At 58.9% G+C, this 18,590-nt stretch carries 19 protein-coding genes and 1 tRNA gene; 10 read left to right on the forward strand and 10 right to left on the reverse strand.

The window, feature by feature from the left end:
• Positions 1 to 284 precede the first annotated feature (284 nt).
• The 5 genes from hemA to MRY75_RS21060 form a co-directional block, all read right to left on the reverse strand.
• Positions 285 to 1,553: a 5-aminolevulinate synthase gene (hemA, locus tag MRY75_RS21040; protein WP_292309943.1), complete on the reverse strand. Its 1,269-nt coding sequence runs from the start codon at positions 1,551 to 1,553 to the stop codon at positions 285 to 287.
• Between the two features lie 479 nt (positions 1,554 to 2,032).
• A tRNA-Thr gene (locus MRY75_RS21045) sits at positions 2,033 to 2,108 on the reverse strand.
• A 73-nt stretch (positions 2,109 to 2,181) separates the two neighbouring features.
• Positions 2,182 to 3,708, reverse strand: a complete 1,527-nt coding sequence (locus MRY75_RS21050) for a heme biosynthesis HemY N-terminal domain-containing protein (RefSeq protein ID WP_292309944.1) — start codon at positions 3,706 to 3,708, stop codon at positions 2,182 to 2,184.
• Positions 3,709 to 3,720: 12 nt separating this feature from the next.
• Positions 3,721 to 5,229, reverse strand: a complete 1,509-nt coding sequence (locus tag MRY75_RS21055) for a hypothetical protein (protein ID WP_292309945.1) — start codon at positions 5,227 to 5,229, stop codon at positions 3,721 to 3,723.
• Positions 5,230 to 5,267: 38 nt separating this feature from the next.
• Positions 5,268 to 6,002: a uroporphyrinogen-III synthase gene (locus tag MRY75_RS21060; protein ID WP_292309946.1), complete on the reverse strand. Its 735-nt coding sequence runs from the start codon at positions 6,000 to 6,002 to the stop codon at positions 5,268 to 5,270.
• Positions 6,003 to 6,075: 73 nt separating this feature from the next.
• Here MRY75_RS21060 and tsaD point away from each other — a divergent pair, with 73 nt between their 5' ends.
• From tsaD to MRY75_RS21085, 5 genes are all read left to right on the forward strand, one after another.
• Positions 6,076 to 7,146, forward strand: a complete 1,071-nt coding sequence (tsaD, locus tag MRY75_RS21065) for a tRNA (adenosine(37)-N6)-threonylcarbamoyltransferase complex transferase subunit TsaD (RefSeq protein ID WP_292309947.1) — start codon at positions 6,076 to 6,078, stop codon at positions 7,144 to 7,146.
• Positions 7,143 to 8,099: an NAD(P)H-dependent glycerol-3-phosphate dehydrogenase gene (locus MRY75_RS21070; RefSeq protein WP_292309948.1), complete on the forward strand. Its 957-nt coding sequence runs from the start codon at positions 7,143 to 7,145 to the stop codon at positions 8,097 to 8,099. The genes tsaD and MRY75_RS21070 overlap by 4 nt, the downstream gene beginning before the upstream one ends.
• Entirely contained in the window at positions 8,100 to 8,375 is a 276-nt protein-coding gene (locus MRY75_RS21075) for a YciI family protein (protein WP_292309949.1), read from the forward strand. It begins immediately after the preceding gene.
• Complete coding sequence (locus MRY75_RS21080) at positions 8,372 to 8,791, forward strand: EVE domain-containing protein (protein ID WP_292309950.1); 420 nt, start codon at positions 8,372 to 8,374, stop codon at positions 8,789 to 8,791. Before MRY75_RS21075 ends, MRY75_RS21080 begins: the two co-directional genes overlap by 4 nt.
• Positions 8,792 to 8,857: 66 nt before the next feature.
• Positions 8,858 to 9,250 carry a DUF1761 domain-containing protein gene (locus MRY75_RS21085; RefSeq protein ID WP_292309951.1) on the forward strand — a complete coding sequence of 131 codons (393 nt, stop codon included), beginning with the start codon at positions 8,858 to 8,860 and terminating at the stop codon, positions 9,248 to 9,250.
• A 219-nt stretch (positions 9,251 to 9,469) separates the two neighbouring features.
• On the opposite strand, the gene MRY75_RS21090 is transcribed toward MRY75_RS21085, so the two are convergent.
• Positions 9,470 to 9,811 (reverse strand): DUF2853 family protein, encoded by a 342-nt coding sequence (locus MRY75_RS21090; RefSeq protein ID WP_292309952.1) that lies wholly within the window; start codon positions 9,809 to 9,811, stop codon positions 9,470 to 9,472.
• A gap of 184 nt (positions 9,812 to 9,995) precedes the next feature.
• Between MRY75_RS21090 and lysM the strand changes: the two genes are divergently transcribed.
• Positions 9,996 to 10,415: a peptidoglycan-binding protein LysM gene (gene lysM, locus MRY75_RS21095; RefSeq protein WP_292309953.1), complete on the forward strand. Its 420-nt coding sequence runs from the start codon at positions 9,996 to 9,998 to the stop codon at positions 10,413 to 10,415.
• A gap of 103 nt (positions 10,416 to 10,518) precedes the next feature.
• Here lysM and MRY75_RS21100 read toward each other — a convergent pair whose 3' ends face one another.
• Both MRY75_RS21100 and ahcY read right to left on the reverse strand, forming a co-directional pair.
• Positions 10,519 to 11,484 (reverse strand): hypothetical protein, encoded by a 966-nt coding sequence (locus tag MRY75_RS21100; protein ID WP_292309954.1) that lies wholly within the window; start codon positions 11,482 to 11,484, stop codon positions 10,519 to 10,521.
• 112 nt (positions 11,485 to 11,596) lie between these two features.
• Positions 11,597 to 12,985: an adenosylhomocysteinase gene (gene ahcY, locus MRY75_RS21105; protein WP_292309955.1), complete on the reverse strand. Its 1,389-nt coding sequence runs from the start codon at positions 12,983 to 12,985 to the stop codon at positions 11,597 to 11,599.
• Positions 12,986 to 13,110: 125 nt separating this feature from the next.
• Between ahcY and MRY75_RS21110 the strand changes: the two genes are divergently transcribed.
• A complete protein-coding gene (locus MRY75_RS21110; RefSeq protein WP_292309956.1) occupies positions 13,111 to 13,707 on the forward strand; it encodes an HD family hydrolase in 597 nt (198 codons plus the stop codon).
• Positions 13,704 to 14,192 carry a GNAT family N-acetyltransferase gene (locus tag MRY75_RS21115; RefSeq protein ID WP_292309957.1) on the forward strand — a complete coding sequence of 163 codons (489 nt, stop codon included), beginning with the start codon at positions 13,704 to 13,706 and terminating at the stop codon, positions 14,190 to 14,192. The genes MRY75_RS21110 and MRY75_RS21115 overlap by 4 nt, the downstream gene beginning before the upstream one ends.
• A gap of 7 nt (positions 14,193 to 14,199) precedes the next feature.
• Here the strand turns inward: MRY75_RS21115 and MRY75_RS21120 are convergent, their stop codons facing one another.
• Positions 14,200 to 14,754: an ActR/PrrA/RegA family redox response regulator transcription factor gene (locus MRY75_RS21120; RefSeq protein WP_292309958.1), complete on the reverse strand. Its 555-nt coding sequence runs from the start codon at positions 14,752 to 14,754 to the stop codon at positions 14,200 to 14,202.
• 79 nt (positions 14,755 to 14,833) lie between these two features.
• Positions 14,834 to 15,457 carry an SCO family protein gene (locus MRY75_RS21125; RefSeq protein WP_292309959.1) on the reverse strand — a complete coding sequence of 208 codons (624 nt, stop codon included), beginning with the start codon at positions 15,455 to 15,457 and terminating at the stop codon, positions 14,834 to 14,836.
• 117 nt (positions 15,458 to 15,574) lie between these two features.
• On the opposite strand from MRY75_RS21125, the gene regB reads away from it, so the two are divergent.
• Both regB and MRY75_RS21135 read left to right on the forward strand, forming a co-directional pair.
• Positions 15,575 to 16,963 carry a sensor histidine kinase RegB gene (gene regB, locus MRY75_RS21130; protein ID WP_292309960.1) on the forward strand — a complete coding sequence of 463 codons (1,389 nt, stop codon included), beginning with the start codon at positions 15,575 to 15,577 and terminating at the stop codon, positions 16,961 to 16,963.
• Positions 16,964 to 17,166: 203 nt separating this feature from the next.
• Positions 17,167 to 18,552 carry a PAS-domain containing protein gene (locus tag MRY75_RS21135; RefSeq protein WP_292309961.1) on the forward strand — a complete coding sequence of 462 codons (1,386 nt, stop codon included), beginning with the start codon at positions 17,167 to 17,169 and terminating at the stop codon, positions 18,550 to 18,552.
• The last annotated feature ends 38 nt before the right edge of the window (positions 18,553 to 18,590 follow it).

An 18,590-nucleotide genomic window follows, 5' to 3' on the forward strand; every position in this document is an offset into this window, starting at 1 on the left:
CGCTTCCCTCCACTCATGTGGTGACCCTGCCCAATCCGATACTGCCATGATCCCTCCCCCAAGTCACTCAGCGAGATTGAATCAGAGAAATGTAACATCCGCAACTGTAGTACTAAGCTCCCGGGTCTCTGGAGGCAGAATCCGACCATATGCATGAACCACATCATGCAGGGACTGGCTTTCAACCCGATGCAAACCCCAAGCCTGTATGGTTTCCGCGCTTCCTTGACCGACACACAATCCGCAGGACAATGCGATCGCCAGGGCGCATGTGCGCAGACCTGTCATGCCGCGCTCGCTATTCGGTTCAGGGCGCAATGGCTCCACAACTGATCCAAGGCATCAATAAGCTGCGTAACGTCAGACGAGGAGTGAATGGGCGAAGGTGTCAGCCGCAGCCGTTCCGTCCCTTTGGGCACCGTCGGATAGTTGATCGGCTGCACATAAATCCCATACTCATCGAGCAGGATGTCCGAAACGCGCTTGCAATGAACCGGATCGCCCACAATCACAGGAACGATGTGTGACCCGTGATCAACAAGCGGCAAACCGCGGGACAGCAGCTGGGCCTTGACCTCCGCCGCACGTGCGGCAAGGCCGTGACGCAATTCTTGACCTTCACGCGATTTCAGCACCCGCAGGCTTTCTACTGCGCCAGCAGCAACAGCCGGCGGCAAGGATGTTGTGAATATAAATCCCGGAGCATGGGATCGAATGGCATCCGCGATCCGGGATGATGTTGCGATATAGCCGCCGAACACACCCACGGCCTTGGCAAGCGTGCCGTTGATGATATCAATTCGATCCATCAGGTTGTCGCGTTCAGCGACACCGGCACCGCGTGCGCCGTACATGCCCACTGCGTGTACTTCATCGATATAGGTCAGTGCGCCGAACTCTTCTGCGATGTCGCAGACAGCTTCAATAGGAGCAAAATCACCATCCATTGAATACACAGATTCAAACGCGATCAATTTTGGTGCAGCAGGATCGTCGGCCACAATCAACTGGCGAAGATGGCTCAGATCGTTGTGGCGAAAAATGCGTTTCTCACCACCGCCACGACGGATCCCTTCAATCATTGACGCATGGTTCAGACTGTCCGAATAGATAATGAGGCCCGGCAACAATTGGCGCAACGTCGACAAGGTTGCATCGTTGGCAACATAGGCGGATGTAAAAAGCAGCGCCGATTCTTTCTGATGAAGGTCAGAAATTTCGCGCTCCAGAGCTTTATGATGCCGCGTGGTCCCAGAGATGTTCCGTGTCCCGCCAGAACCCGCGCCAGAGCTGATCAAAACGTCCTGCATGGCGTCCAGCACGCGCGGATGCTGCCCCATGCCCAGATAATCATTCCCGCACCAGACCGTCACATCATGTGTTGTCCCGTCCGCCAATGATCGTTGAGCATGTGGGAAATGCCCGCATTCACGATCCACGTTTATGAAAACGCGGTACCTTCCTTCATCGAAGAGGCGTTGCAGAGCCGCGTCCAAAGCGTGATCGACTTCAAGACGCAACGCAGCGCCATGCGTTGGAGAATTATCAGTCATGGAGGCCCCTTACCGCGCAAAAATCATCTGTGACGGTAGGGGATTCGCTATCGAGAGCGCATCATCGGAAGGTCAGGCGGTTCGACCAACGAAAGTATGAAAAATCGACCACCGCACGCGGCACGTCCAACTTGTCTTTGCCTGCCTGACAGGTCTGAGAGCAGTACCTGACAGGTGGTCACTGCAGCTGCATGACCTTTCCAGCCAATCGCTACACGATCATCATGACAACTCTGTTCGAGCGAATAAACGAAGCTTTGATGTTCCGCGCGACTATCATCAGACTCACTTGCAAGCGCGGTACTATGGTGATCGCAGGCAAAGACCGCAACTCGATCGTTGGCGCAGACCATAGCGCGCGAGAACTATCGCGATAATGCTGAAACCGCGCAAGAAACACTGCGTTGAACGGCAATGCAGGCCTTCGACATCGCTCAGACAGGAGCATCCAAGTCAAGAAGCTAGTTTTGTTGAAGAACTGGTGCCGCTGAAGGGACTCGAACCCCCGACCCCATCATTACGAATGACGTGCTCTACCAGCTGAGCTACAGCGGCCATTCCAGCTGTGTGATCAGTTCACTGCAGGAATGGCCGGGCTGTTAGCACCGGTTGAACGCCAAGAAAAGGGTTATTTGACCTTTTCAGGTTCGGGTGTTGGCTGGGACGTATCGGCTCCTGAAACAGGGGACGTTTCTTCCGTGCCAGCTGTCGCGTCTTCAGTTGGCGCGGGCTCGGGATCAAGAACCTCGCCCTCGTCAACGGGGGGTGATTTGTCCTCGATGGACCCCACGATCAGGGGCAGCATCTCGGCACCGGCGGGCAGAACGGTTTCGCTTTGCGGCGGGGTGGTCCAGCTCAGGGTGTCGAAGCTTTCGCAGGTGTTACAGACCGGCGTCCATTCGCTGTGGATGGTCTTGCAGTTGTCGCAGACCCATTGCGGGCCGCGCGGCGCGGTCAGCGCACGGGCCAGCCATCCGCGCACAACCGCATCCGAGGCTCCCTCGCCCCGTTCGATAGCGGCAGCGATGGCAAGGACACGTGTATCCGGCTCGGTTTCCGCAAGATCGCCCAGCGCACGTCGCGCTTCCGGAAAGTCCTCGGCGGCGAGGTTCAATTCCGCCAGCAGCAGCTTGGTCTCGCGGTGCTCTGGCCGGATCGCGGTGAGTTGCTTGAAGCGTTGGAGGCGGGCCTGCGGGGTTTCGTTCGGCTCGATCTCGGCAAAGGCGGCTGCAAGATCGGGATGTGGCTGCGCCTGCCAGGCCTTTTTGAGAATGCGCACGGCATATTTCGCACGCCCCTGCGCGATATGGCTGCGGGCGGCCATGGCTGCCGCGGGAATAAGGTCAGGCGAGGATTTGTTCGCAGCAATGGCGGCTTCCTGCGCTTCGATGGTCTTGCCTTCGTCCAGCACGCCCTTCGCTTCGGACAGGGCCAGAACCGCGTCGCGCCGTTTGTGAACGTCGCGCGGCAAAGCGCCGTGCTTGAGCTTGGCGTTCAGAGTCTGGCGGGCACCGGCCCAGTCCGCATTGCGCGCCTGAAGACGCAGAAGCGTATCCTGTACCTCTTCGTGCTTGGGCTTGAGGGCAAAGGCCCGCTCTGCCAGCTTGAGCGCGGTATCCGTGTCTCCGGCGTCGAGCTTTTGACGCATCAACCCGCGCACACCCACAAACCGGGTGCGTTCGTTTTGCACCAGACGTTTGTAGACCTCTTCGGCCTTTTTGCGGTCGCCGGTCATCTCGGCCGCCTGAGCGGTGATCAGATCAGTCAGTTCCGGTTTATGCAGGTATTTTTCGGCCTTGTTGGCCTTGGCCATTGCAAGCCGACCTTCACCCGAAGCAAGGGCCATCAATCCTTCGCTCAGCGCCTGGAACCCTTTGCGTTCGCGATTGCGGTCGAAATACCGCGAAATGGCGGTTTCATCGCCATTGATGAATTTCAGCGTCGCGATCAGCAGCGCAAAGAGCTTGAGGAACAGCCACACCGCAAGGATTGCGACCAACGCAGCAATCACCGACTGAAGCGGGCCAAGCGTGAATTCGGTACCACCGGCAGTGATCTGAATGCCGCCGTTGCTTTCCATGAGATAACCGGCACCGAGCGTCAAAGCGGCGACGATGACGACAAAAAGAACGATCTTGAAAAGAGACCAAAGCATCGGACGCCCCCCTTATTCCTGAAGCAGCTGCTGGACGAGTGCGTCCGCTGCCGTTTTTGCGTCTAGTCGCGTTTGTGCCCGTGCCTGCCAATCGGACAGGACCGATCCGGCCACCTCGGGCAATGCGGACAACTCGGACAAGGCCGCGCTCAGATCCCCTGACCGAACTGCGGCTTCGGCGCGCGACAGCACGGAATCGGCGTCATCGCCTTCTTTCGGAGCGACTGACCGCGCCCCAAGCTGATTGGCGAAGAATGTGGTGACGCGGCTCATTCCTTCGGCGCCTTCCGTATCGGCGGTGCGGGCAGCGGCAAGGGCCGCGCGGGCCGCGTCGGGGAAGGTTTCAACAAGACCTGCCTGTGTCGGCACACCGTTGTCCGCATTGGCGGCAAGGATGTCGGGCACCTCGACACCGTTCGAGGCAAGAACGGTCACGGCTCCGCTATAGGCAGCACCAGTATCAAGCGCGGTAGAGACTTCCGCCATCGCAGCGCGGGATGCCGCCAGTTGGGCCTTGGCTTCGGCGTTTTCCTCGGCGGCAACGGCTTCTTGTGCCATTTGAGCGACTTCGGCACGCTGTGTTTCGATCTCTGCCCGCAAATCGGCGAGCGCCCGTTCATAGGCGTCGATGGCCTCCTGAGACACGGCCGATTCCAACGGCTGTCGCTCCAGAGTGTCGATACGGGCGACGATTTCGTCGAGGCGCGCCGATATGGCACGGGTGCTGTCTTGTACCGACGCAATCTGTGCCTCGATCGGGCCAAGATCGACACTGGGCGCTTCGGCGCCTTCAAGCGTGGCGATCCGCGTGCCCAGATCGGACAGTGTGCCGTCCTGCGATGTCAGCGCATCACGAATCTCGTCCTCGAATTCCGTGTCCGTGGCAGCATCGAACGGCCAGACCGCCTGCGAGGTATAGGCGGCGGCCCCATAGCCAAGAATGGCCGCAGCGGCACCACCCAGCAGCATGGGCACAAAGCCCCCTTTCCGCTCGACCGTCGTTTCCTTGATCACCTGAGGTGCGACCGGCAGTGTTTCGGGCTCTGAGGAGAGTTCGGTATACGTGGTCTCGGTGGGATGATCGTCCGCATGTTCGGCCTCGGCGATCAGTTTTTCAGCCTCTTCGTCGCTCAGATGCTCGTCCGGACGATCCGTGGTGCCGGTATCGGCATCGGACTCCGCTGTCGGAGATTCGCCTGATGATGACTGATCTGACTCGGTTTGGCCGTTGTCTTCCTTGTTGGGCTCGGGCTGTTCGACCACATCCTCGGTAACCGCCTCGTCGTCCTTGGGTTTGGTCTCCTCGGAGGCAGCATCGTCAGTCTCAGCGCCATCGGCAGGGGCATAAACCTCAACCGCTTCAACAGCTTCCGCTGCCACATCCATATCCTTGGACTCTGGCTCGGGTGCCTTGGCCTGGTCTGTCGCGTGATCTGCGTCGGCCTGTTGTTCCGTATCGTCTTTTGAGGTTTTGTCCGTGCTTTTGCGTTTCGCCACCGGGTATTCCTTCGAATCTGTCAAGTCTGCGCGACAGCTATGTCAACTTTACCTTACAACCGTCATGGCCGCCGCTCAAGGAGAACGGCGTCCGTGATCATGTCCTTTACCAGCGCCACCATTCCATCACGGTCTGGCGTTTGTGCAATTTCCGTTCTCCCTGCCGCATCGTCGGGCAACGCATCAGCGACCGCCCTGCTGATCGCGGCGTATCGAATATGGTCCAACCCCATCGATTCGCGCGAAAGTTGCCGGGCCGTTCTGGGCGAGAATACCGGCGCAAGGACTGGTCTGTCTTGCGACAAAGCTTCCCGTGCGGCAGGCGACAAAGGTTCCAGCTTTTGGGTATATAGCACAGCATCCGAAGTTTCCACGCCGGCCGCGCTCAGCCGGTTTGCGATATCACCGATTGCGGCTTCGCCTCGAAGATGCAGCAGCGGGCCCCTGCGGCAAAGCCGTAGAACGCAAGCGATGACCTCGTCTGCATTTCCCTTGGCGACATGGGTCTCGAACCCGATGGCACGCGCCGCCTCGCCAGTCGCCGGTCCAACGGCAAAGGCCGGAACCCGAAGGGCCTGACCGCCCAGAAAGCGATAGGCCTCGACCGCATTGGCTGAGGTAAAGATCACACCCGCCACACCCGCAAGATCGGGCAAGGGGCCCGTGACATGGATTGACAGAAGCGGATTGATCAGCACATCGACCGCATCCCGCGCCTCTGGTGGCAACGCCGACCAGAACGCTTCCGACGACGCTTCGGGGCGCGTGAGAAGCAGAAGTGGGCGTGCGGCAGCCATGGCATCCCGTCTTGTTGTGAGCAACACCCAAGGGTGGTAACTGCTGAGCTTCATGGGTGCAACGGAATCTCGGATGGACCACGACCTCACCGTACTTGGCCTCGAAAGCAGCTGCGACGACACGGCCGCCGCCGTTCTGCGCGGTCGCACGATCCTGTCCTCAGTTGTCGCTGACCAGACGGCCTTGCATGCGGCCTTTGGCGGTGTCGTTCCCGAGATCGCCGCCCGTGCCCATGCTGAAAAGCTGGATCTCTGCGTTGAACAGGCGCTTCAGAAAGCCGAACTTTCCCTGTTCGAGATCGATGCCATCGCCGTAACCGCCGGTCCGGGGCTTATCGGGGGCGTGCTGTCGGGCGTGATGATGGCCAAGGGGCTGAGCGCGGCCACGGGTAAGCCCCTGATCGGAGTCAACCATCTGGCCGGGCACGCCCTCACGCCGCGCCTGACGGATGGGATGGACTATCCCTATCTCATTCTTCTCGTGTCAGGTGGGCATTGCCAATTCCTTCGGGTGGATGGACCGACATCGTTCTTGCGTCTGGGAAGCACCATCGACGATGCCCCGGGCGAAGCCTTTGACAAGACGGCGCGCCTGCTGGGTTTGCCTCAACCCGGTGGTCCTTCGGTCGAACGACATGCACACGCGGGCGACGAGGCACGGTTCGCCTTTCCCCGGCCTCTACTGGATCGGCCCGGATGCGACCTGTCCTTTTCGGGTCTCAAGACTGCGCTGCTGCGTCAGCGGGACAATTTGGTGGCCGATCAGGGGGGCTTGCATCCGCAGGACGTGAACGATCTCTGCGCCGGATTTCAGGCGGCCATCCGCGATGTTCTGGTCGAGAAATCGCGCCGCGCCCTTTTGGCCAGCGAAGGGATCACCGGCTTTGCCGTCGCAGGTGGGGTGGCCGCGAACACGCCGCTTCGGCTGGCGCTTGAAGCGCTTGCAGCAGATCATGGACACCGGTTTGTTGCCCCACCGCTTGCGCTTTGCACCGACAATGCCGCGATGATTGCCTTTGCCGGGTCCGAGAAATTCGCCGCCGAAGGTGCCGACGATCTGACCCTGACGGCACGACCCAGATGGCCGTTGGATCAGGCGGCGCCGGCGGCACTGGGCAGTGGCAAAAAAGGGGCGAAGGCGTGATCGGTATCCTTGGCGCCGGCGCATTCGGGACAGCTTTGGCCATCGCCTTGGCCAAGACCGGCCAATCCGTCCGAATGTGGTGTCGCAACCCGGATCAGGCACGCGAGATGGTCGAACACCGTCAGAACACGACGTATCTTCCCGGCGCTCCATTTCCCGATAGCCTTGCCATTGAACAGGACGTGCGGTCGATCCTCGGAGGCACAGCACTGCTGGTCGCTGTGCCAGTGCAATCGATGCGGTCTGCGGTGGCGCAAATCGGGGCGACGGATACGCCCCTTGTGGCCTGCTGCAAGGGCATCGAGCTTAGCTCGGGGCTGGGTCCGACCGGGGTTCTTGCCGACGTCCTGCCCGCCGCGACCTCGGCCATTCTGACAGGCCCCAGCTTTGCCGCCGATATCGCCATCGGTCGACCCACCGCACTCACCCTCGCCTGCACGGACGCGCAGATCGGGGAAATCCTGCAGACCGCGCTGACCACACCGACCCTTCGGCTGTATCGGACCACCGACACGCAGGGCGCCGAATTGGGAGGCGCGCTGAAGAACGTGATGGCCATCGCCTGTGGTGCGGTGATTGGTGCCGGACTGGGTGACAGCGCGCGTGCGGCAACGATGACGCGGGGCTTTGCAGAAATGCAAAGGATCGGCACAATCTTCGGAGCACGTCCCGACACTCTTGCAGGACTATCCGGATTGGGCGATCTCGCCCTGACCTGTACGTCGGACCTGTCGCGAAATTACCGGTTCGGTCTCGCGCTGGGTCAAGGCGCACCCTTCGATCCCGCGATCACCGTGGAAGGCGTGGCAACCGCGCGCGCGATGCAGCAGATTGCACAGCGGAGGGGGCTGGACCTTCCGATCACCGACACCGTGACCCGTCTTGTTGAGGGTTCAACCACGATCACGGATGCCATAGAACGGCTCATGACCCGTCCATTGAAGGAAGAATAGATGCTCGTCGCCCTGATCGCCCGTGATAAAGCCGGAGCTTTGGAAACCCGCAAGGCCAACCGCGAGGCGCACCTTGCCTATATCGAAGCAACCGGTGTGGTTGATCAAGCCGGCCCGCTTCTGGATGAAACCGATCAGATGATCGGGTCGCTGGTTATCCTGAACGTCGCAGACATGGCCGCCGCAAGTGACTGGGCCGACAATGACCCCTACGCCAAAGCCGGTCTTTTCGAAAGTGTTGACCTGATCCCGTGGAAGCGCGTGATCGGCGGATGAGATACTGGCTATTCAAATCGGAACCGGCGACCTGGTCCTGGGACGATCAGGTTGCAAAAGGTGACGCCGGAGAAGAATGGAACGGCGTGCGCAACTATCAGGCGCGCAATTTCATGCGCGAGATGGCCGTCGGTGACAGGGGCTTCTTTTATCATTCCCAGTCCGAAAAGGCGATTGTCGGCACGGTCGAGGTGATTGCCGAGTCACATCCCGACAGCAAGACCGATGATGCCCGTTGGGACTGTGTCGACATCAAGGCGCTGTCTCCGGTCAGAACACCGGTCACTCTGGAGCAGATCAAGGCGGATGATCGGCTGTCGGCGATGGTGCTGGTGAACAACTCCCGTCTGTCCGTACAGCCGGTTACCGAAACGGAATGGCGCCTGATCTGCGACATGGCCGGCTTGGAAGGCTGACACGCAATTTCCCTTCGTCCGACCCGGTTTTCGGGGTAGTCTTTCCTTGACTGCCTGGAGGGTGACATGGGGTTTCTTTCGGTACTGGCCGCCGCAGCGGCATCTTGGGTGTTCGGAGCGATCTGGTACATGACACTGTCCAAGCCGTGGCTTGCCGCTGCAGGTGTCGAATGTGACGAGACCGGCAAACCAACCAACACCAGCCCGCTTCCCTTCCTGCTGTCGGCGATCTGCATGGTCCTGGTGGCCGGTATGATGCGCCACATCTTTGCGACAAGCGGAATCGGGTCCGTTGGGAAGGGTGCCCTGACCGGTCTGGGCATCGGGCTGTTCTTCATCGCGCCGTGGACGATGATCAACAATGCCTATGCCGGACGACCATTTTCGCTGACTCTCATCGACGGTGGGTATGCGGTCTGCGGATGCACGATCATCGGGGCAATCCTGACCCTGATGTAAACACGGAGGGTCCGGCCGACGCCGAAACCCCCCGTCCCCGCGCTCCCAAGTCACCACGCGCGTCAACTGATATGGTTTCGGTCGTCCTGACCGCTGCTTGGAAGTTATGTCACAACGGACTGAACGCAAAACGCGAAATCCGTTGTATTTTACGAAATCCGAAAACAATAAAGGGTGCTCCCTTGGGACCACCCTTACTTTTTGAACTGTCTGCCGGGTTCAGCCGTACACCGATTCCTTGCCGAAATGCTTGGTCAGCATGTAGTACACGACAGCGCGATACTTGTTCCGCTCGGATTTGCCGTACGTCTCGATCACGGAATGGATCGCATCCATCAGTTCCGGTCCGTCCTTGAGACCAAGCTTCTTGATAAGAAAATTGGTCTTGACCGTTTCCAGTTCGGACTCCTGCGAACCGGCAACTGTAGACGCATCATCATTGTAGATCGCCGGTCCACATCCGATGGTCACTTTCGTCAGCAGATCCATGTCCGGCGTCATGCCACATTTGTTCTTCAGGTCGTCCGCATACTTTGCGATCAAATCGTCTCTCTTACCCATCACTGTCTCCCTGTGAAGTCTTGGTTCCCCGGAGGACCGGCCCCCAACACCCGGGAAAGTGGCAAAAACGGTTTAAGGGGGCAACGGAAAATCACGTTTTGCGTTTATCCGGCCTGTTTTCCCCCTAGAGTGGACGTGGAAGCCACGCAAAGCTGGCTTCGACACGCAACCATAGGAGGGGCATATGGGACTTTGGAATTTCGTGAAATCGGCCGGTCGGAAACTGGTAGGCGGAGATGATCTGCCCACGGCCGCCGTTCTTGAAAAGGAAGTGGCAGATCTGGGTCTGGACACCAAAGGTGCCGAGATCAAGGTCGAGGGTGACAAGGTGGTTGTCTCAGGCGGCACCATGTCCAAGGAAGAGCGGGAAAAAGTGATCCTCGCGGTCGGCAATGTCGAGGGCGTTGCGGCGGTCGAGGCTGATACGGACGACGAACCCGTGTTCCACACGGTCGAAAAAGGCGATACGCTTTGGGCGATTGCCGAAAAGACCCTTGGCAACGGATCGAAGTACAACGCGATCTTCGAAGCCAACCGCCCGATGCTCAGCCACCCGGACAAGATTTACCCGGGTCAGGTTCTGCGGATCCCTGCAGAGGCATAAGGCCGCCCGTAAGGCGGTCGCCTGCGCATTCGGGGATTGCGAATTTCGTCATCACGGGTGCCAGACGCACATCCAATCAAGACGACACGCTGGCCTGGCGAATTTATTCGCCGGCCGCATATGTCGGCATGGTTTTCGTAAGAATAACTGTCTGCTCTGCTGATTTGCCGATCTCGCGTAAGTGCCAGACCTCCTTGCCTTTTTTCTTGCTCGGTGGCTCGGAGATGATCTTGTAGGTCGATATCCTTGGGCCGACGTTCGAACCGTGCTGGCACACGACGACTTCGTCGTTCAAGACATGGTCGATCACTCCGATATGGGCGTGGTGGTCAGGCCCTTTCTGACCGTTGGGAATGACTTCCCACAGATCTTTCTTATCGCCTTCCGACGCCTTGGGGCGCGCCCACAGAATAACGCTGTCGTAATCAATATCATACCAATCGTGCGCAACGCCCGCGATCTGCTTGTACTTGTTATGATAGTGGATCGGGTTCTCAAGGAAGCTTCCGATGGCCGTGTAATACGCATTCGTAAACCCGTTGCAGTCCAATCCGAATTCCTGGTCCTGATCGATCCAATTCTGAAGTCGATCGACCGAAACCAGCCCGGCTTTCAACGCAAGTTCAAAGAGAAGCGACAATTCTTCGAGTGTGGCATGCCCGCAGAAGGCCATTCTCACCCGTTGCTTGGAAACATCCAGCCAGTTGATGGCGTGCTTGTCCTTCTGAACCTCGGGGTTCTTCTGCAATTGACCTCTGAGCAAGCCTGCGCGCTTGTAGGCACCACCTCCGGTCCCTGACTTGTATCGCGTGATCGCGACCTTCTTCTTGCCTCCTCCCGGCAATCGGACCGGAAGGGCGTGACAGATTTCAACGAATTCCGAACACCACAGCTCTGGTTTGAACCGCGGGAAGTTGGCGTTTCGGATTTCCTTGATCGCAGGATGGTCGCGGTAATTGCCCATCTCGACCTCAAAGGAAAAAGCGGTTGTGAATGCGGAGATGAGAACACGTTGTCGTGATTCCTCAAAAGGCTTTCGTTCCTCGCACCTGACCGCGAGAAAGCGCATGACGCCTGTCGAAAGCGACAGGACACCCTACAGACCTGACAAGCAAAAAGAAAAAGGCCCGGGAGAGAACCCCGGGCCTTTCCGATGCATGCGCCAATTATTGCCGATTGGCTCAGTAGCGATAGTGCTCCGGCTTGAACGGACCCTCGGGCGACACGCCGATATACGCTGCCTGCTCCGGAGAAAGCTGGGTCAGTTTCACACCGATCCGGCCCAGATGCAGGCGGGCGACTTTCTCGTCCAGATGCTTGGGAAGGATGTAGACCTTGTTCTCGTACTGGCCGCCGTTCTTCCACAGCTCGATCTGCGCGAGCACCTGGTTGGTAAAGGACGCGGACATCACGAAGGAGGGGTGGCCCGTAGCGTTGCCGAGGTTCAGCAGACGGCCTTCGGAGAGCAGGATGATGCGGTTGCCCGAGGGCATCTCGATCATGTCCACCTGTTCCTTGATGTTCGTCCACTTGTGATTGCGCAAGCTTGCGACCTGAATCTCGTTGTCGAAATGGCCGATGTTGCCGACGATGGCCATGTCCTTCATTTCGCGCATGTGCTCGATGCGGATCACGTCCTTGTTGCCGGTGGTGGTGATGAAGATGTCGGCGGTCGACACCACGTCTTCCAGCAGAACAACCTCAAACCCGTCCATCGCGGCCTGAAGCGCGCAGATCGGGTCAGCCTCGGTCACTTTCACCCGGGCCCCCGCACCGGCGAGCGACGCGGCAGAGCCTTTGCCCACGTCACCATAGCCACAGACCACGGCCACCTTGCCTGCCATCATGGTGTCGGTGGCGCGGCGGATACCGTCGACCAGCGATTCCTTGCAGCCGTACTTGTTGTCGAACTTGGACTTGGTGACAGAGTCGTTCACGTTGATCGCCGGGAAGGGCAGTCTGCCGTCGCGCATGAGTTGATAGAGCCGGTTCACACCGGTGGTGGTTTCCTCGGACACCCCCTTGATCGCCTCACGGGTCTTGGTGAACCAACCCGGGCTCTGCGCCATGCGCTTGGCGATCTGTTTCTTGATCACCTCTTCCTCTTCAGACTGCGGCACCGGGATGATCTCTTCCCCGGCTTCCGCCCGCGCGCCAAGCAACACGTAAAGCGTCGCATCGCCGCCATCGTCGAGGATCATGTTCGCGCCTTCGGGGAACATGAACGACTTGTCGAGGTAATCCCAATGCTCTTCCAGCGTCTGGCCCTTGATCGCAAAGACCGGCACACCGGCCTCGGCAATCGCTGCCGCTGCGTGGTCCTGGGTCGAGAAGATGTTGCAGGACGCCCAGCGCACATCTGCGCCCAGAGCAACCAGTGTCTCGATCAGAACGGCCGTTTGGATTGTCATGTGCAGCGAGCCGACGATCCGTGCACCCGTCAGCGGCTTTTCTGCGCCGTATTCCTCGCGCAGGGCCATCAGACCCGGCATCTCGGTTTCCGCGATATCCAATTCCTTGCGGCCAAACCCGGCCAACGCAATGTCCTTGACGATATAATCCTTGGCCATACCCGGCTCTCCACATGTCATGCTTTATTGGAAGCGGCAGTTAGCACGGGGTCGCCGTTCCGGCAATGCACAGCTGTTTACAACCTGCGGGCGGCATCTTACCCAAGTCAAAAACGAGGCATATCATGGCGAAAACTCCCCGCGCATGGCAACGGATGCTGTCAGGCCGAAGGCTTGACCTGCTCGATCCGACACCCGTCGATATCGAGATCGAGGACATTGCGCACGGACTGGCATTTGTGGCGCGTTGGAACGGGCAGACCTTTGGCGACTATGCCTATTCGGTGGCCGAGCATTCCTTGTTGGTTGAAACGCTGTTCGGGCGTCTTTGCCCCAAGGCGACTGCGGCCGAACGGTTAACCGCGCTTCTGCACGATGCACCGGAATACGTGATCGGGGACATGATCTCTCCGGTAAAGGCTGCGGTGGGACCGGGCTATGGCGCACTGGACGACCGTTTGACCGCTGCCATTCACATCCGCTTCGGTCTGCCTGCGGTCACACCGGCCAAACTCAAAAAGCAGATCAAGAAGGCGGATCGGATCAGCGCCTGGATGGAAGCCACTCAGATCGCCGGCTTTACACGGGCTGAGGCAGACAAGTTCTTCGGCGCGCCTGATCTTGATCTGATTGCCGATCTGTCCATCGTGCTCCGACCGCCTGTCGAGGTGCGCAAAGAGTTCACGGCCCGCCATACCGCGCTGATCGGAGAGATGGTGTGATCACAATTCGACGCGCCGGTGTTCTGGATGCACGGCAAATGGCCGAGCTTTTGAATGCGATCATCCGGAAAGGTGGCACCACTGCGCACACGACATCTGTTTCGCGGGACACCATTCTGGAATGGATGGATCGCGATCCACAAAGATCGGCATGGCATGTGGCCGAGGATGACACAGGAAACATCCTTGGGTTCCAATTCCTCGAACCGCATCCAGATCTGCCGGTCGAAGCCTGTGACATCGCCAGTTTCGTGCGGTTGGGACAAACGGGTCTCGGGGTGGGATCAAAGCTGTTCGACGCATCCCGAAAAGCCGCGAAAGCTCTTGGATATGCCTGGATCAACGCAACTATCCGCGCTGACAACTCCGGGGGTCTGGCTTATTACCAAAGCCGAGGCTTTGAAGACTACGCACACCACACGAAACAGCGCCTCGCCGATGGCGCAGTGGTTGACAAGATCAGCAAGCGATACGATCTGACCTGATCGAAGTTCAGCGCGGTGATCGTTTTGCGAGGATCCGCTGCAGCGTCCGGCGGTGCATGTTCAACCGGCGTGCTGTCTCGGACACGTTGCGATCACAAAGCTCGTAAACACGCTGGATGTGTTCCCATCGCACGCGATCCGCGCTCATCGGGTTCTCGGGCGGCGGCGGAAGATCGTCGCCCTTGGCCAGCAGAGCATTCGTGATGTCGGTCGCATCAGCCGGTTTGGAAAGGTAGTCTGTCGCGCCGATCTTGACGGCCGCAACGGCGGTGGCAATCGCACCGTATCCCGTCAGAACCACCACCCGACTGTCCGGACGTTTTTCACGGATGACCTCGACCACGTCGAGACCGTTCCCATCTTCCAGACGAAGGTCGACAACGGCATAGGCAGGCGGCCGGGCGGTGGCAATTGCGGACCCGGCTGTCACCGATTGTGCAGTCTCGACCTCGAAACCACGCTTTTCCATCGCCTTGGCCAGCCTGCGCAGAAACGGCTCGTCGTCGTCAACAAGAAGGAGGCTCTTGTCGTCGCCCAGATCGTCGATGGTCCGCTCGCTCACCGTGGTTCCCTCCCGTCGCGTTTGCGTTATCCGCCAGTATTACCGGCGAAATTTTCAACATCAACGCACAAATGACCCGTTAACTGGCGGCGTCAAGAAAGCAGGACGTGCGCTCGGCAACCTGTTCGGGGCTCAATTCACGACGGAAAAACTCGACGAAACCGTCCTCGGGCATGACGAGATATGTAAAGGTGGAGTGATCGACGAGGTAGTAATCGTCATCACCCGGTTGCGCGCGGAAATAGGTCCGATACGCTTGGCTCGCTGCCTTCACCTGCTCTTCCGATCCCGTCAGACCGATCATGTCTTCGTGCAGATTGGCAGCGAATGCACCCACCGCTTCAGGCGTATCGCGTTTCGGGTCGATGGAAATGAACACCGGGGTCACCTCGTGCCCCTGGCTCTTGAGCAGGTCGACCGCCTCGGCATTGCGGACCGTGTCGAGTGGGCACACATCCGGGCAGAACGTGTAGCCGAAATAGATCAGTGATGGCTTTGTGATCACATCTTGATCCGTGACGGTCTCACCCGCGGAATTTACCAATGTGAATGGACCACCAATGGTGTCGGCCCCGCCTGCAACCTGCGTATTCCGGCAAGAGGCATACTTGTCGCCATCGCCGTCCGGCTGGCTTGCGTACCAAATTCCCCCCATCAGGGCGACAATCGCCACACCAGCCGAAATCGCTGCCAAACGTACCATGTTATCTCCTTCGCCGTCGCGCGAACAAAGCACTTCTCATCAGAATTGCCTTGCTTATGCTCTGCCACTGTCGAGGTAAGGATTTTGACATCCGGCACAAGTGGCGAAAGGGCGCAGATGACACAATCCGAATTCGGGATTTTCCAGGAACGCCAGCGCGGCAGTTTCATCCGACTGCGGACGATGATCTGGCTGCGCTGGTGCGCCATCGTGGGTCAACTTGCGGCCATCACGCTTGCGCAGAAATTCTACAACCTGCAGCTTGAACTGGGTTTGTGCTATCTCGCCGTCGGCGTGTCCATCGTCGGAAACCTGATCGCGATCTTCGTTTTTCCCGAGAACAAGCGTCTGAACGAGGCCGAGAATTTTCTCATGGTCCTCTTCGATCTCTTGCAACTGTGTTTTCTGATTTATCTCACGGGCGGTTTGCACAATCCCTTCACCATTCTGATCCTCGGTCCGGTGATCGTGTCTGCGACCATCATGACACTTCGGTCGACCATCATCATTGGTGCAACAGCCCTGACACTCGTTACGTTGATGGTGTTCTTTCACCTGCCGCTTCGCACCGAACAGGGGTTCATCATGCGCATCGCGGACGTGTTCGTCTTCGGGCAATGGACGGCCATCACCATCGCGGTGATCTTCCTGTCGCTCTATGCGCGCCAGATCACCGAGGAAATGAACTCGATGGGTGATGCCGTTGTCGCAACGCAGATGGCCCTCAGCCGAACCCAGATGCTCAACAATCTCGGTGGAGTGGTTGCAGCCGCAGCGCATGAGTTGGGGACACCTCTGGCGACCATCAAGCTGACAAGCGCCGAGTTGATCGAAGAACTGTCGGACCAACCGGACCTGCAAGAGGATGCGCGCCTGATCCGCGATCAGGCCGACCGCTGCCGCGACATTCTTCAGTCGATGGGCCGCGCGGGCAAGGAAGACCTCCAGATCCGCTCGGCCCCCTTGGTCGAGGTCATCCGAGAAGCGGCGGAGCCACACCTGAACAGGGGCAAGGATGTACTGATCGACTCACTGGGAGAGGACGAAGACCCGTTTGATCCACCACTTGCCCTTCGACGTCCGGAAATCATCCATGGTTTGCGCAATCTGATCCAGAATGCCGTCGACTTCGCGCGTGCCACGGTTTGGGTCGAAGCCCGCTGGACAGCGAAAACCGTGTCCGTGCGGATCATGGATGATGGTCCGGGCTACCCGACCAATATGCTTGGACGGATCGGCGATCCCTTCGTCCGCAACCGTCGCACGGAACGCGACCGCACAACCCGACCGGAATACGAAGGCATGGGCCTTGGTCTGTTCATTGCAAAGACACTGTTGCAGCGCTCGGGGGCCGAACTCAGCTTTGCCAACGGCGCAGATCGCGCCAACGGCTCTTCCCGCCGACGCGGCGCGATTGTCGAGGTCGTCTGGCCACGGGATGCCATCGTGCCTCCCATCCTGCCAAAGGGTGAAGGCATCGGGGAAAATCCGTCGTTCGAGGTCTGACCTTGTCTCATCTCATTAACGCTTGATTAACCAACTCATCGTTGAATGACCCGGACGGCAGACCGGGGTGTGTGATGGAGTCCTTGTATCTTGCAGCAACGACCATAGGCCTCGTCTGTGCCGCAACGGCAATCATCGCCATTCTCATTCTTCATCAATCACGGACGGATGAAGGAACGGCAGTCGCCTCCCGCTCGATGTCGATGGTTTTTCACGACAACCGGCTGATTGATGCGGATGACTGGATCTGGTCACTGCTGCCAGGGCCACAGACGCAGATCACATGGGCCGAAATCCGTGCAGCTCTCAGGCCAGTCTTCCCCGATCTGCCCGACCATCTCGGCCGGATGCGGCGCTTGTGCCCAGAAACAGGAGTCACCCTGAGTGTCACACGCACAGGGTCGCAATTCCGCGTGACCATCGACCCCGAAGACGGCTCCGATGTCGATTGGTTCCTTGCCAAACATGCCGAAGCCCATGCCAAGCGCATGAACACCGCCTTGATGCGCGCACCCGACCTGATCTGGTACATGACCGATCTGGATGGGTTTGTCTGGGGCAATGATGCGTTCGCCACCTATGCCGAATCCTTTGGCGGAATGTCGCATCTGGCGGACCATATCTCCGGCATCGTCGCGGAAGCCGGATCGCCCTATCCAAGACGCGTGCCCATCGACCGCAACGAATTGCGAACCGACCAGAACCGGTGGCTGGATGTTTCGATGCACGAAACCGAGGCCGGACGCTTTTACTACGCAACCGGAATCGATGCGATGATGCGCGCTGAAGCTGCGCAACAGAATTTCGTTCAGACCCTGTCCAAGACATTTGCCAACCTGACCACAGGGCTTGCCATCTTCGACCGGGACCGTCGCCTGATGGTGTTCAACCCTGCGCTCGTCGATCTCTGCCGTGTGCCCATCGACTTTCTGAGCGCGCGCCCGGCAATGTTCGAGTTTTTCGATAAGCTCCGAGATTGCCGTGTCATGCCCGAACCCAAGAGCTATGACGATTGGCGCGACCGCATGGCCAGGCTGGTGGCCGCAGCTCATGATGACCGGTTTCGCGAGACATGGTCGCTGAGCAGCGGTCAGACCATTGACGTCACCGGCCAACCCTACCCTGATGGCGCCATCGCTTTCCTGTTCAACGACATCACTGCAGAAGTGTCTCTGACACGAGGCTATCGGACCGAACTCGATACCTTGCAATCCGTGATCGACACCATCGACGATGCTGTGGCGGTGTTCGACCCACAAGGCATCCTGACCGTCTGCAATGCGAACTATGCGACCCAGTGGGATGTCGACCCGGATGCCTGTATCCCGGCGATCACCATCGCGGACGCCACACAAGTATGGAAATCCGCCTTTCACCCCAGCCCGATCTGGGCAGACCTTCGGGACTTTGTCACAAACGCCACCGATCGCGTCAGTTGGGACAGTGAATTGCGCGGCAGGGACGGTCGCGAGGTGCTTTGCAGGATAGACCCAATCTGCCATGGATCTACTCTGATCAGGTTTTCTCACAGATTGCGCGAGAACCAGACACCGCCGGACACAGGCGGGCTCAAGATCGTTTCCGCCTGACACCGGGTTTCCAATCTTGCAGCCCGCAACAGGGCGGG

It is taken from the genome of Marivita sp., from assembly GCF_022763305.1.
In the GTDB taxonomy this organism is placed as follows: Bacteria; Pseudomonadota; Alphaproteobacteria; order Rhodobacterales; family Rhodobacteraceae; genus Marivita.